17 protein-coding genes are annotated in these 13597 nt (G+C 64.8%); 9 read left to right on the top strand and 8 right to left on the bottom strand.

Features of this window, described 5'->3' with window-relative positions; translation table 11 throughout:
* Both LB523_RS20260 and LB523_RS20255 read left to right on the top strand, forming a co-directional pair.
* Positions 1-1971, top strand: a 1971-nt coding sequence (locus LB523_RS20260) for an OmpA family protein (protein WP_224606314.1), incomplete at its 5' end; no start/stop codon positions are given.
* 421 nt (positions 1972-2392) lie between these two features.
* Positions 2393-2932, top strand: coding sequence for a TIGR00645 family protein (locus LB523_RS20255; RefSeq protein ID WP_095766641.1), 540 nt, complete (start codon positions 2393-2395; stop codon positions 2930-2932).
* On the opposite strand, the gene LB523_RS20250 is transcribed toward LB523_RS20255, so the two are convergent.
* From LB523_RS20250 to LB523_RS20240, 3 genes are all read right to left on the bottom strand, one after another.
* Positions 2926-3792 (bottom strand): SDR family oxidoreductase, encoded by an 867-nt coding sequence (locus LB523_RS20250; protein ID WP_224606311.1) that lies wholly within the window; start codon positions 3790-3792, stop codon positions 2926-2928. The genes LB523_RS20255 and LB523_RS20250 overlap by 7 nt on opposite strands.
* A gap of 105 nt (positions 3793-3897) precedes the next feature.
* Positions 3898-4542 carry a helix-turn-helix transcriptional regulator gene (locus tag LB523_RS20245; RefSeq protein WP_224606308.1) on the bottom strand — a complete coding sequence of 215 codons (645 nt, stop codon included), beginning with the start codon at positions 4540-4542 and terminating at the stop codon, positions 3898-3900.
* A gap of 8 nt (positions 4543-4550) precedes the next feature.
* Complete coding sequence (locus tag LB523_RS20240; RefSeq protein ID WP_224606305.1) at positions 4551-5426, bottom strand: S1C family serine protease; 876 nt, start codon at positions 5424-5426, stop codon at positions 4551-4553.
* Between the two features lie 160 nt (positions 5427-5586).
* On the opposite strand from LB523_RS20240, the gene LB523_RS20235 reads away from it, so the two are divergent.
* Positions 5587-6534, top strand: a complete 948-nt coding sequence (locus LB523_RS20235) for a S1C family serine protease (protein WP_224606302.1) — start codon at positions 5587-5589, stop codon at positions 6532-6534.
* A 15-nt stretch (positions 6535-6549) separates the two neighbouring features.
* On the opposite strand, the gene LB523_RS20230 is transcribed toward LB523_RS20235, so the two are convergent.
* The gene (locus LB523_RS20230) at positions 6550-6975 is read right to left on the bottom strand and encodes a VOC family protein (protein WP_224606299.1); all 426 of its coding nucleotides are present in this window, start codon (positions 6973-6975) and stop codon (positions 6550-6552) included.
* A gap of 66 nt (positions 6976-7041) precedes the next feature.
* On the opposite strand from LB523_RS20230, the gene LB523_RS20225 reads away from it, so the two are divergent.
* The gene (locus tag LB523_RS20225; RefSeq protein WP_224606296.1) at positions 7042-7668 is read left to right on the top strand and encodes a TetR/AcrR family transcriptional regulator; all 627 of its coding nucleotides are present in this window, start codon (positions 7042-7044) and stop codon (positions 7666-7668) included.
* Here LB523_RS20225 and LB523_RS20220 read toward each other — a convergent pair.
* Positions 7610-8557: a LysR family transcriptional regulator gene (locus LB523_RS20220; RefSeq protein ID WP_095766737.1), complete on the bottom strand. Its 948-nt coding sequence runs from the start codon at positions 8555-8557 to the stop codon at positions 7610-7612. The genes LB523_RS20225 and LB523_RS20220 overlap by 59 nt on opposite strands.
* A 113-nt stretch (positions 8558-8670) precedes the next feature.
* Here LB523_RS20220 and LB523_RS20215 point away from each other — a divergent pair, with 113 nt between their 5' ends.
* From LB523_RS20215 to LB523_RS20205, 3 genes are all read left to right on the top strand, one after another.
* Positions 8671-9309: an FMN-dependent NADH-azoreductase gene (locus LB523_RS20215; RefSeq protein WP_224606293.1), complete on the top strand. Its 639-nt coding sequence runs from the start codon at positions 8671-8673 to the stop codon at positions 9307-9309.
* Between the two features lie 95 nt (positions 9310-9404).
* Positions 9405-9707, top strand: coding sequence for a hypothetical protein (locus LB523_RS20210; RefSeq protein WP_224606291.1), 303 nt, complete (start codon positions 9405-9407; stop codon positions 9705-9707).
* A gap of 37 nt (positions 9708-9744) precedes the next feature.
* Positions 9745-10677, top strand: coding sequence for a 3-keto-5-aminohexanoate cleavage protein (locus LB523_RS20205; protein WP_224517565.1), 933 nt, complete (start codon positions 9745-9747; stop codon positions 10675-10677).
* A gap of 35 nt (positions 10678-10712) precedes the next feature.
* Here LB523_RS20205 and LB523_RS20200 read toward each other — a convergent pair whose 3' ends face one another.
* Both LB523_RS20200 and LB523_RS20195 read right to left on the bottom strand, forming a co-directional pair.
* Positions 10713-11003, bottom strand: a complete 291-nt coding sequence (locus LB523_RS20200; RefSeq protein WP_095766632.1) for an HlyU family transcriptional regulator — start codon at positions 11001-11003, stop codon at positions 10713-10715.
* A 51-nt stretch (positions 11004-11054) separates the two neighbouring features.
* The gene (locus LB523_RS20195) at positions 11055-11696 is read right to left on the bottom strand and encodes a TetR/AcrR family transcriptional regulator (protein ID WP_140838490.1); all 642 of its coding nucleotides are present in this window, start codon (positions 11694-11696) and stop codon (positions 11055-11057) included.
* 178 nt (positions 11697-11874) lie between these two features.
* Here LB523_RS20195 and LB523_RS20190 point away from each other — a divergent pair, with 178 nt between their 5' ends.
* Together LB523_RS20190 and LB523_RS20185 are read left to right on the top strand one after the other, a co-directional pair.
* Positions 11875-12552 (top strand): PspA/IM30 family protein, encoded by a 678-nt coding sequence (locus LB523_RS20190; RefSeq protein ID WP_224606289.1) that lies wholly within the window; start codon positions 11875-11877, stop codon positions 12550-12552.
* A 42-nt stretch (positions 12553-12594) separates the two neighbouring features.
* Positions 12595-12855, top strand: a complete 261-nt coding sequence (locus tag LB523_RS20185; protein ID WP_095766630.1) for a YiaA/YiaB family inner membrane protein — start codon at positions 12595-12597, stop codon at positions 12853-12855.
* A gap of 78 nt (positions 12856-12933) precedes the next feature.
* Here LB523_RS20185 and LB523_RS20180 read toward each other — a convergent pair whose 3' ends face one another.
* The gene (locus LB523_RS20180) at positions 12934-13590 is read right to left on the bottom strand and encodes a PadR family transcriptional regulator (RefSeq protein ID WP_224606287.1); all 657 of its coding nucleotides are present in this window, start codon (positions 13588-13590) and stop codon (positions 12934-12936) included.
* Positions 13591-13597 lie beyond the last annotated feature (7 nt).

Raw genomic sequence — 13597 nt, 5'->3', positions numbered from 1 at the left:
CAGATCGAGGCGGCACCCGCCGACCAGGGCGGCCAGCCTGCGGCCGACGAGCAGCAATTCAAGCCGCGCAAGAAGCGTGACCAGCAGCAGATCGAGGCTGCACCCGCCGACCAGGGCGGCCAGCCCGCGGCCGAGGAGCAGCAGCCGCGCAAGAAGAAGCGCAACCAGCAGCAGATCGAAGCGGCGCCAGCCGACCAGCAGCCCGCGGAACAGGTCGCGCCTGCCGCCGGCGACCAGCAGCAAGGCAACCAGGGCCGCAAGAAGCGCAAGCACGACCAGCAGCAGACCGAGGGGGCGCCCGCCGGCCAGGCCGGCGAGCAGGTTGCCCCGACCGAACAGACCGCTCCCGCCAACGACAACCAGCAAGGCGGCAATCAGCTCAGGAAGAAGCTTAAGCAGAACCAGCAGGGTGAGACCGCCCCGACCGAGCAGACGCAGACCAACGAGCCGGCCAAGAAGCGGGCGCCGGCCGGTGAGCCCGTGCCGCAGGCCGAGCCGCTGCAGAATGGCGAGCAGCCAGCCCAGGGCGAACAGGCCCAGGACAACAAGAAGCGTGGCAAGAAGCCGAACGCGGAACAGCCCGCGACAGGTGAACAACCCGCGACCGGCGAACAGCCACAGACCGGAGAGCAGACGAAGACCGGCCGCAAGCCCCTCACCGGCGAGCAGCAACCCGCAACCGGCGAGCAGCCGGCCAATGGCAATCAGCCGGCGAACAACAACCAGCCTGCCAATGGCAACGCCGCGCAGGGCGAAACCGCCAATCCGAACGAGGCGCCCGTCCTGGACAGCCAGAAAGATGCCATACGCAAGCACCGGGGCCGCAACGACAACGGCCAGAACGGCGGGGCCCAGACCGGTGGCGCTCAAATCGAAAATGGCCAGGCCGGCAACGGCCAGAACGCCAATCAGGCCGGACAGCAGCAAGGTGGCGAGCAGGCGCAGAGGCCGGCTCCGGTCGATCAGGGGCCGCCGCCCACCGACGACAAGTCGGCGCAGCAGGCGATCAAGCCCGAAAAGATCGTCCCAGTGGACCAGGAGAAAGGCAAGCGGATCGAGCTTACGCCCGAGCAGGTTGTCCGTGAGCGCCGCCGGCCGCAGGGTGCCGACGTGGTGAAGCAGTTCGGCGACCGGGTGATCCTTCAGTTCAACAACCAGACATTCGTGGAAAGCAACGAAGCTCCTCGCATCACCCGCGGCGCCAGGGATGTTTACTACGAGGATCTTTCGGGCGGCCGCACCCGCGAAATCGTGGAGCGCGACAACGGCGTCAGGATCATCACCATCCGCAACCGTAATGGCGACGTCATCCGGCGATCGCGCGTTACATCGGATGGCCGCGAATACGTGCTGAGCTATGTCGACGAGCGCTACTATAACGACGTCGACGAGTGGCGCGATCCCGGCGACGACCTGCCACCGATGCGGCTCGACATCCCGCGCCGGGACTACATCCTGGATTCGGAGGAAGTCGAGGATCCGGACGAATATTATACCTTCCTCGAGCAGCCACCTGTGGAAAGGGTGCAGCGTCTCTACTCGATCGACGAGGTCAAGCGCTCGGCCCGCGTGCGCGACATCGCCCGGCGTATCGACCTCGACACGCTGAACTTCGACTTCGGCTCGGCCACCATCTCCGACACCGAAGTGCAGAAGCTCGAAGGCGTGGCCACCGCCATGGAAAAGCTTCTGAAGAAGAACCCGGCCGAGACCTTCCTGATCGAAGGCCACACCGACGCCGTCGGCACGCCGGACGCGAACCTCGCTTTGTCGGACCGGCGCGCCGAGGCGGTGGCCGAGGCGCTCACCAACGCCTTTGGCATCCCGGCCGAGAACCTCACCACGCAGGGCTATGGCGAGGAGTATCTCAAGGTGAACACGCCCGGTCCGAACCGCGAGAACCGGCGTGTCGCCATCCGCCGCATCACCTCGCTGGTGGCGCCGGTGGCGAGCAACAGCGAGCAACAATGAGCGTTTGAATTTCAAGATCCTGCCCGGATCTGCAGAATCAGCGCGCAAGACGGGCCCGTCCGCTTCGGACGGGCCTTTTTTCCTTACCGGCTCAAAAAGAATTGTCCTGCCTGGCCCGGCCTGCTCATTGAATCGCCGCATTGCGGCACCCAGATTCCAGATAGGGCGTTCCCTGCCCTGTCCCGACTCCAGCGGGACACGTTGAGCCCCGCCGGGCCCCCTCCCCGGCGGGGTTTTTTGCCTTGAAAACCTGTGTCACCTGGCCGAAATACGTCCAGAGCAATTCCAGGAACAGTGTGAGCGGTTAGGCTCGGCGCCTTCGCCGTGGCCTTCCGTCCGGACTTGCGTCAAAACAAAAGATAGAGCGGTTCGCCGTTTCCGTGAACGGTGAAACGCTCTATCGCAATTGACCGGAGCCTTCATGAAGCGTCTCGAACTCGCCATCGAATCCGTCATCCTGGCCTCGCGCTGGCTGCTGGTCGCCTTCTATCTCGGGCTCGGCGTGGCGCTGGCGATCTACGCGCTGTCCTTCGGCAAGAAGCTCTATGAGTTCGTCATGAGCGCCTTCATGCTCGGCGACACCGACACGATCCTGAAGATGCTCGGTCTGATCGACGCGGCGCTTGTCGCCTCGCTGGTGGTGATGGTGATCATCTCGGGCTACGAGAATTTCGTCAGCCGCTTCGACGAGCAGGACGGCGAGGTCCATTGGCTGGGAACGATCGATGTCGGCTCGCTGAAGGTCAAGGTCGCCTCGACCATCGTTGCCATCTCCTCCATCCACCTTTTGCAGGTGTTCCTGAATTCGGTGTCCTACACGACCGACCAGCTGATGTGGCTGACCATCATCCACCTCGCCTTCGTCGTCTCGGCGCTGATGCTGGCCTATATCGACCGCGTCATGGCGCTCGCCAAGGGCAAGAAGGCCGAGAGGATTGAGGCGGACCCGGTCCGTCAGTAGATCCTTTTTACCTTCGTCTGCGAGTTCGCGAACACCTCGTCGGGAACGAAGAAGTCGCCCGCCAGCTGATCGGCCGCGCCTGGCGCATAGATCGAAAAGTCCGTCACGCCTTCGGCGCGCAGCACCTCTTCGTCGATGTAGAAATTGCCAGTCGCTTCGCGCGACGGGCGCATGAAGATCGCATGCGCGGCGTCGCCCATGATGTCGGGTGAGCGGCTCATCGCGGCCACTGTTGCACCGCCCAGAAGATTGCGCACGGCCGCGGTATCGACGGTGGAGATCGGCCATAGCGAATTGACCGCGATACCGTCCTTGGCGAATTCGGCGCTCATGCCCAGCGTGCACATCGACATGCCGAACTTGGCCATTGTGTAGGCGACATGGTTCTTGAACCACTTGGCCTTCATGTCGAGCGGGGGCGCCAGATTCAGGATGTGAGGATTGTTTGCCAACTTAAGGTGGGGAATGCACATTTTGGAGACGAGGAAGGTGCCGCGCGTATTGATCTGGTGCATCAGATCGTAGCGCTTCATGTCCGTCTCCAGCGTGCCGGTGAGCTGGATGGCGCTGGCATTGTTGACGCAGATGTCGATGCCGCCGAACCGCTCGACGGTTCTTGCCACCGCATCGGCGACCTGCGCCTCGTCGCGAATGTCGCAAAGCACCGGCAGCGCCTTGCCGCCGGCCCGCTCGATCTCTTCCGCCGCGCTGTAAATGGTGCCTGGCAACTTCGGATGCGGCTCAGCGGTCTTGGCAGCGATCGTCACATTGGCGCCGTCGCGCGCTGCGCGCAACGCGATCGCCAACCCGATGCCGCGCGATCCGCCCGAGATGAACAGCGTCTTTCCGTTGAGCGACATTTTTTGCCTCCCTCTTCAATTGGGAAGGCAACTTGCGCGGGCGACACACTTGGCGCAAGAGCCGAAGGGGACGGGCCGAGATTACGCAACGTCGTGCGGACAGGGTCAGACCAATACCAATCCTTGCCGCATGGCGATCGCGATGGCGTCGGTGCGGTTGGCGGCGCCGAGCTTGATCAGGATGGCGGCGACATGGAACTTCGCCGTGTGGACGGAAATGTTGAGCCGCCGGGCGATGACCTTGTTCGGCGCGCCTTCGGCCAGCAGAGCCAGCACCTCAGCCTCGCGGGGCGACAAAGCCGGGCGAGGCTGGTTGTCGTCAGGCGTCTCTTCCTCGGCAGGCTCGTCATCGTGGAAATCGCCATGCGCCTCCGACGGCGCCGCCCTGCCGACGCGGTAGCCTGAGGCCGCCAACCGCGCTGCGGCGGCGATCAGCAGGCCATCTGCGGAGGCAGGCAGCACGGCCAGCACATTGTCCGTCACCTGCTCGCTGCCCACACGCCGCGAAAGCAGGACGATTGGGGTGGCCGAACTGACGACCCGGCCTTCCAGGCCGGCCTCATCGGCGATGGCGACATCCGCCATTTGGCCGACGCCGCTTCCAGCCAAGGCCGGTGCCAGATCGTCGCTCGCGGCCAGCGCATCGGCAAGTTGCTCGGCGCGCTGGGCATCGGCGAGCGCGACCAGCACCGTCAGCCGGTGAATTGCCGGCTCCGGTCTCGCGACTGCTTGTGCTGCGCTGTTTGCCATAGACCCTCTCAGCTCAGCGGCTTCTCGCCGATGGTGATCGAGACATCGCGCTCAGCGCCGCCGCTTGAAACACCGAGCGTAACGGTGGTGCCGGCGCTGTCCGGCCCGAGCTTGCGGATAAGCTCGCGCGGACCATGCACCGCCTCGCCGTTCCAGGCGACGATGATGTCGCCGACATGCAGGCCGGCGGCCTTGGCCGGGCCGTTATCGTCGAGGCTCATCACCATGGCGCCTTTCGTGTCGCCATTGCGGATCGGATGCAATCCGGCGCCGAGATAGCCGCGCGCGACATGACCCTTCTCGCGCAACGTCGCGACCGCGCGCTCGATCGTCTCGTAGGGCATCACCAGCGCCCGCCGGCGCGGCCCGAACAAGAGCATGCCGATCACGCCGCCCTTGGCGTCGAGCACCGGCCCGCCCTCGAAGCGCCCGCCGGTGTTGATGGCAAGGTTGATACGCCGGTCGATCGCGCCGCCGCGCATCGAGCGCCACGCCGGCCCGACCTCGCCGACTGTGCCGAGCACCGCAAGCGCGGCGCCGTCGCTATTGCCGACCGCAATCGCGATATGGCCGGGCCGCACGGCGCCGGCCTGAGCCAGTTGCGGCAACCCGGCAGCGCCGGAAGCAGGCTTCAACAGGGCAACGCCCGTCGAAGGATCGCGTCCGACGAGCTCGGCCTTGACGGTTTCGCCGGAAGCCAGCGTCAATTCGATCTCCTCGCCGGCTTCGACCGCTTCCTCGGCGGTGACAAAATAGCCGTCGCGCCAATGGAAGGCGCTCGCGGTGCGGTGATGGTGCGTGACGAAACTCGCCAGCGCGGGGGCGGCGGTGGCCGCGACATCGGCGATCGCGTCGGAAAAGGCACTGAGGTTGAAGTCGCTCATAAGACTGTCTCCTGGGTTCGGTGACCCAGATATCGCTCGGTAACACCGCCGCGGGTACTCGCCTGACGGCTAGTCGCCGGCCGGACTGGCCATCTGGTCAGGTCGCGGCAATTGCGGCTGCTCCGCACATATAGTCATCATTCTACGAGGGAACACGCCGATGGCTTTCGCAGCCGAAATACTTCCATCCGACGACACCTTGCTCGATGCTTATTCGGCATCCGTAGCCGACGCCGTCGACCGGATCGGCCCAGCCGTCTGCCGCATCGAACGCATCGGCGCCGGCGGCCACGGCTCCGGCTTCGTCATCGCGCAGGACGGGCTGGTCGTCACCAATTTCCATGTCGTCGGCGACGCGCGCGCCGTGCGCGTCACCATGCCGGACGGTGCCTCGCGCGAAGGCCATGTGCTTGGCCGCGACCCCGACACCGACATAGCGCTCGTGCGCGCCGACGGCAGTTTCGCCGACGTCGCGCCGCTCGGCGATTCCAAGCGCCTGCGCCGCGGCCAGATCGCGATCGCGATCGGCAATCCGCTCGGTTTCGAATGGACCGTCACCGCCGGCGTCGTCTCGGCGCTCGGCCGCTCGATGCGCGCCTCGACCGGCCGGCTGATCGACGACGTCATCCAGACCGATGCCGCGCTCAATCCCGGCAATTCGGGCGGACCGCTGGTATCGTCGGCGGGCGAGGTGATCGGCGTCAACACCGCCATGATCCACGGCGCGCAGGGCATCGCCTTCGCGGTCGCCTCCAATACCGCCAATTTCGTCATCTCGGAAATCATCCGCTTCGGCCGCGTGCGTCGCGCCTTCATCGGTGTCTCCGCCGACACGACCAACCTGCCGCGCCGTGCGGCACTTCTGTCGCAGGTGACCACGAACACGGCGGTGCGCCTGCGCAGCGTCGAGAAGAACGGTCCCGCCGCCAAGGCCGGCCTGAAGGAAGGCGACATCATCGCCGCTATCGACGGACGGCCGGTCACCGGCGTCGACGACCTCGTGCGCATGCTCGACGCCGAGCGCATCGGCCGCGAGACGCTCTGCACGGTCGTGCGCCGCACCGGCGTCAGCCATGTGACGGTGACGCCGGTGGCGCGGACGAGCTGAGATTGCCGCGCCGGTCTAACTCCCGGCTGCGCCTTCGGCATATTGCGCCAGGAACTCCTCGCTTGGCGGGATCGGCTTGATGACGTCGATCAGCACGCCGTTGGGGTCCCTGGTGATGAAATGGCGCTGGCCGAAGGGCTCGTCGCGCAAGCTGCGCAGGATCGGCAGGCCAGCGGCGACAATCCGCTCATAGACCGCGTCGGGATCGCGGACCTCGAAATTGATCAGCAGCCCCGACGTTCGCCCCCGCCCCTCTTGCGGGATCGTCTCATGGTCGCCCTGGACGATGCCAAGGTTGACGCGCCTGTCCTCACTGGAGCGCAGATGCACATACCAGTCGCTCGCAAACAGCGGCCCGAAGCGGAAATGCTCGACATAAAAATCCGCAGTGCCTGCGACATCATCCGTCATCAGCACCGGATAATAGCTTGTCGTCCTCATCTTTCCTTCTCCTCTCATCCAACATACAGTCTGTATGTAAATGCAAATAACATACAGGCTGCATGTATGCAGCAAGAGTCCGGACGCCCCTCCAATCGCGACCGCACCGAGGCGACGCGCGCCGATCTGATCCGCGCGGCGCGAAAGCTGTTTACGGAAAAGTCCTATGCCGAGACTGGCACGCCGGAGATCGTCGCCGAGGCCGGCGTGACGCGCGGCGCGCTCTACCATCACTTCGCCGACAAGCAGGCGCTGTTCGCGGCGGTGGTCAAGCAGGAAGCAGCGGCCGTTGCGGCCGAGATCGACCAAGCCTCCCCGCCGTCGCTATCCGCGCGCGACGCGCTGATCGCAGGCTCGGACGCCTATCTCGAGGCAATGCAGGCGCCCGGCCGCACGCGGCTTCTGCTGCTCGACGGGCCGGCCGTGCTCGGGCGCGCGGCCATGGACGAGATCGACAACCGCCACGGCAACCGCTCGCTGCGCGAAGGCCTGGTCGCGGCGATGCGCGCGCAAGCAATGACCAGATTGCCGGTCGAGGCGTTGACCGTCCTGCTGGCGGCCGCCTTCGATCGAGCCGCATTAGCCATCGAGGCCGGCGCGTCCAGCGAGGATTACCGCGCGGTGCTGATCGCGCTCATGGACGGCTTGTCTCCGGCTCCTCCTCCGTCCAAACGCCCGGCTCCGTCTCGGTGAAGCAGCCGAGTTGCCGCTTGAACTCGTCGATCAGCCAGGATGCCGCCGGCTTGGGGCTACGGTCGTTGCGGTGCATGGCGTACATCGGCGAACGGACTTCGCGGTAAGGCTCGAGATCGAGCTCGACCAGCCGTCCGCTGGCTAGGTCGTCGGCGATCAGCCAGCGCGGCAGGCCGCCCCAGCCAAGTCCCTCGCGCATCAGCGCGTGCTTGGTGCGCAGGTCCGTAAGCCGCCAAGTGCGATAGGCAAACACGCCATAGTCGCGGCCGCGCGTCCGCTCCGACTGGTCGGTGACGACAAGCTGGATGTGCTCGCGCAGATCCTCGATCCCGACCGGCTTCGGCAGTTTCGCCAGCGGATGATCGGGTGCGGCAGCCGGCACCAGCGAGATGAAGCCGACGCGCAGCAGATTGACATCGGCATCGCCTTGCAGGCCGCCGAAGCCGAGATCCGCCTGGCCGTTGACGACCTGGTCGACAATGAGGCCGAGCGAGCCGATATAAAGCCGCAGCATGACCGCCGGGAATTGCGCCTCGAAGGCTTTGAGCACGCGCACCAGCGCCGGTGAGGGCAGCGCCACGTCGACCGATATCGCCACTTCCGCTTCCAGCCCTTGCCGGTAGCCGTCGGCACGCGAACGGATGCGCTGCAGCACGCCGATCATGCGCCGCGCATCTTCCAGCATCGCCTTGCCGACGTCGGTCAGTTGCGGCTCGCGCACGCCTTCGCGTTCGAACAATTTCAGTCCGAGCTGCGCTTCGAGATTGGCGATGCCGTAGCTTACCACCGACTGCGCCCGGTTGAGCTTGCGGCCCGCGGCAGAGAAGCTGCCGGTGTCGGCCACCGCCACTAGAATTTGGAGCTGATCCAATGTCGGGTTCGGCTGCATGCTTCCCATCCATTTTGTTGATGGATTGTATGCATATTATACCCATTATCCTGATGAGGCAGCAATCCCATATTGGCGGGGAAGTTTCAATCCAACCCCAAGGGGACACCGCCATGTCTATTCTTCTCGTCACCTCCAGCCCGCGCGGCGCCGCTTCGCACTCGACCCGCGTCGCCACCGATCTTGCCCACAAGCTCGCTGCCGCCGATCCGTCCAACACGCTCGTCGTGCGCGATCTCGTCGCCAACCCGCTGCCGCATATCGATCCTGACTACGCCACCGGCATCTACACGCCGGCGGAAGCACGCACGCCGCGCCAGGCCGAGGTCGTCGGTGTTTCCGACGCCGTGCTCGACGAGCTTTTCGCTGCCGACACCGTGATCCTCGCGACAGGCTTCATCAACTTCAACATCTCCTCGACGCTGAAGTCCTGGGTCGACCACGTCGCCCGCTCCGGCAAGACCTTTGCTTATGGCGAAGGCGGTCCGAAGGGCCTCGTCAATGGCAAGAAGGTCTATATCGTGCTCGCGTCCGGCGGCATCTATTCGGAAGGCGCCGCAGTGCAGATGGACCATGCCGTTCCCTATCTGCGCAGCGTGCTCGGCTTCCTCGGCATGACTGATATCGAAATCATCCGCGTCGAGGGTGTCGGTATGGGCGCCGACGCCGTCACCGCCGCGCTCGCCAAGGCCACCGCCAAGGTCGACGCGATCGCCGCCGCCACAGCTGACCAGGTCGCCGCCGCGGCCTGACCGCCGATGCCGGAAATAAAAGAGGCAGGCGCCCGCCAGCGCCCGCCTCTTTTTTGCATTTTCGCCCCCTATGGCGGCGGCAGCACCACGGCTGGATGGCGGTCCTCGCGCAGGACCAGCCTCACGGCGCCGAGCGCGATCCGATATCCTGCTCTGCCGACAGCGATCCGCCCGCCGCCAGCGCAAACAGCTGGAACGACTTTTTCTTCCCCCTGGTCCTGATCACCTCCGACAATTTGAAGACACTGCCGCAAGGGCTGACCGTGTTCGTCGGCGAATTCACCACCGACTGGGGGGTGCTGTTCACCGGGCTGACACTGGCGGCACCGCCGATTAGCTTGCTCGACATCGTGCTGTCGAAGCAGTTCATTTCCGGCATCAAAGTAAGGCGCGGTTAAATAGGCGCAGTCCAACAACGAAGTCAGGGCACCAAAAGTGGCGAACCAGAACAAGATCATCATCACCTGCGCGGTCACAGGCTCGATCCATACGCCGTCAATGTCGCCGCATCTGCCGGTGACGGCGCAAGAGATCGCGACCGCGGCCATCGAGGCGGCCGAGGCAGGCGCGGCGATCGTCCACCTCCACGCCCGCAACCCGGTCGACGGGCGCCCAGACCAGTCGACCGAGGCCTTCGCCCCGTTCCTGCAGATCATCAAGCAGCGCTCCAACTGCGTGGTTAACATCACCACCGGGGGTGCGGCGACGATGAGCGTGGAGGAGCGCGTCAGGCCGGCCAAGATGTTCGCGCCCGAAGTCGCGTCGCTCAACATGGGCTCGATGAATTTCGCGCTGTTCCCGATGCTGGAGCGCTTCAAGACATTCGAGCATGACTGGGAGCGGCCCTATCTGGAATCCTCGCGCGACCGCATCTTCCGCAACACCTTTGGCGACATCGAGCACATCTTGCGCACCTGCGCCGACAACGGCACGCGCTTCGAGATCGAATGCTACGACATCGGCCACCTCTACACGCTGGCGCATTTCGTCGAGCGCGGCCTGGTCAAGGCGCCGTTCTTCGTCCAGAGCGTGTTCGGCATCCTCGGCGGCATCGGCACCCACCCGGAAGACGTCGCCCATATGAAGCGCACCGCCGACCGCCTGTTCGGCAACGACTATCACTGGTCGGTGCTGGGCGCCGGCCGCCACCAACTACCGATCGCCACGCAGGCGATTGCGTTGGGCGGCAATGTGCGGGTCGGCCTGGAGGACTCGCTATGGATCGGCAAGGGCAAGCTCGCCCGCTCCAGTGCCGAACAGGTGACCAAAGTGCGCCAGATCATCGAAGGCCTCGGCGCCTCGATCGCCACACCCGACGAAGCGCGGCAGATCCTCCAGCTCAAGGGCGGCGACAAGGTCGCGTTCTGATCAAGGAGAAGCTGGCCGGCGCAGCCGAAGTACCTTCAGCCGAACATCCGCTCGCCCTGCTCGTCGACGAGCTGGATGCCCTTCTTGATCGAGATGTCGACGGCGTCGTCCAGCCCGGCGAAACGGTCGGCGCGGATGAAGCGGTGCTCTTTCATCACACCGTCCACTTCCTTCGAGACGACGCCGCAGGTCTGGTATTGGCCCTCGGCCTTGTAGGGCGTGGCGCTGATCAGGAACCCCTTGTGCTCGACCTGCTTTGCCGGCTTGGCGGTGCCGGCCTCCGTTGCCTCACCGCCGCCGCCGAAAAGCTTCTTCAGAAAAGACATTTTTTCAAAACTCCTATTCACGCGGGCACCAAGGATTCGCGGCGCCCCTGGTTACGCAGGCTTTGCGTCAGCATGCGCGAATGCGCCGCCGTGTTCCAGCCCCTTGACGAAAACGCCGACCAGAAGCTCGATCTGATGCCAGATCTCCTCGGCCTGCCTGCTGTCCGAATTCGCCACATAGCCGCTGGTCACAATGCCATGCACGCTTGACCACAAGGTCCGCGCCGCAAGCGCGCGGCGGTCGTCGTCGAGGCCGAAATCGCCTGCCTTGAGCACGCCGGCGACGATGTCGAAGAGTGCGTCGAGCAGCGCGTCATAGGCGTCGGGGCCGGGCCGCGTCGCGCGGCGGCGGTTGAAGGCAAGCACCGCCGGCCAACTGCCGGGATGCGCCTCGACGAAGCGCACATAGGCCGCCGCCATCGCCAGGATGCGGTGCTGGACATCCGTCACCCCTTGCCTTTCGAGATCGGCCATCGCCGCCAGACCTGTCGCGCCGAGCCGGTCGAGCAGCCGCATGTTGACGGCGCGGTGCACCTCGTCGAGATCGGCAAAGAGGTTATAGACGGATCCGACCGAGATGCCGGCCTGCTCGGCAATGGTGCGCGCCTTCAGGTTGTCGGCGCCGCCCTCGTTGAGCAGCGCCTCGGCAATGGCGAGCACCTTCTCGCTCATCTCTTCCTTGTCCAGCGCCATGCTTCTTTCTTGTCCTTATGTCCGAAGTCGGCAAGCCCGGCCCGGAATTCATTCCGTTGCTTGCATTTACCATGTCCGGCGCTTCATGAACAGCGTTCAAAATAACTCTTGAACAATGTTCATTTCCTGTTATGTTGAGCTTGTGAACAACGTTCACGAAAACAGGGAGAAGAAGACCATGCTTAGCCTGATCAAGACATTGCTGGACGGCGCCAGCGCGCGGGCCGAGGACAATCTGAAGGATCGTTTTGCGATCGACCTTCTGGCCCAGCGCATCCGCGACGCGGAGGCGGGCCTTGCCGCCGCCAAGCAGACGCTCGCCTCGCTGATCGTGCGCCAGCGCGCCGAGCAGACCAGCCTCGACCAGCTCGACCGCCGCATCGCCGACCTGGAAACCCGCACGCTCAGCGCGCTTTCCGCCAACAACCAGGCGCTTGCCGAAGGCGGCGCCTCCGCAATCGCCGAACTCGAGAACGAGCGCGAGGTCCGTCGCGCCACGGTCAAGAGCCTGGGCGACAAGACCTTGCGGATGCGTTTGTCCGTGGAACAGGCGCATCGCCGCATCATCGATCTCAACCAAGGCATGATCTCAGCCCGGGCGATCGATGCCGAACGCAAGGCGCAGTCGCGCCTCAACCGCTCGATCGGCCGCACCGCAAGCATTAACGAAGCGGAGGAATTGCTGGCCCGCATCAAGGACAGCTCCGACCCGTTCGAGGAGGCCGGCATCCTCGACGAGATCGACGGCGAGTTGCGCCACGAGGCGATCCGCGAACGTCTCGCCGAAGCAGGCCATGGACCGTGCACCAAGGTGCGTGCTGAGGATGTTCTGGCACGCCTCAAATCCCTGAACTGAACCCGCAATTCCCGTGACAGATCAAATCCAAGGAACACGACGATGAACGGCAATCAGACCTATATCCTGTTCAACACCATATCGGTGGGCGCTGCCTATTTCATGCTCGGCCTGTCGCTGTGGCTGGCGCCCGTCGACCTCTCGACCAAAGGCTACTGGGCGATGGGCGTGCTGCTGCTCACCGGCAGTCTGGTGAACCTGGTCAAGTACCGCACCGACGAGCGGATTGCGGCCGAGACCACTGCCAAGATCGAGAAGGCGCGCAACGAGAAGCTGATCAGCGAATATGTCGGCAAGGAATAATCCCCTGCCCTTGCCGATCGCTGACTGAATACAAAAGCCCGGAGCGATCCGGGCTTTGGGCTTCCCTATGAGAATGTCTTAGCGGCGAGCCAAGGCCTCGATCGCCTCTGCGGCGTCTTCCAGGATGCTGATCGCCTCGGCCTGCTTGTCTTCCGGCGCGTCGGCGATGTCGCCGAGCGCGGCGCGCAGCCGGTGTCGCAACGAGCGGAACCGGTCACGCGTTTCGGAGCGGCCGCGGCGCCCCTCGTCCTTGTCGTCACCCCAGCCGAACCATTCGCGCGCCGCGGCCATCTTGCGGCCGAAACGCTCGAGATGGTCTAGCACGTTGTCGATCATCTCGCGGTTCTCGTCCAGATGCGCCTTGCCGGCCTCGGTGATCGAAAACACCTTCTTGTTGCCTTCGCTGGAGGACACCGCATAGCCCGCCTCCTCCAGGAAGGTCAGCGTCGGATAAACCACGCCCGGGCTCGGGCTGTAGATGCCGCTGGTGCGCTCTTCCAGAGCCTTGATGATGTCGTAGCCGTGGCGCGGCGCGTCGGCCAGCAGCGACAGCGTGATCAGCTTGAGATCGCCGTCGGCCAGCATGCGCCCGGCGCGGAACATGTCGCCCGGGCCGCCGCGTCCACCGCCCCTGCCGCCATGGCCGAACGGGCCGAAACCGCCGCCCCCTCTTCCACCAAATTTACCGGCCATATGCATGAACATGCGCTCGCCGAAGTGGTTGTGTCTGTGCATGGATTGC

It is taken from the genome of Mesorhizobium sp. ESP-6-4, assembly GCF_020164735.1.
Lineage (GTDB): Bacteria > Pseudomonadota > Alphaproteobacteria > Rhizobiales > Rhizobiaceae > Mesorhizobium.
Note: the sequence above shows the minus strand (reverse complement) of the source record. Positions and strands in the feature narration are given on the sequence as shown.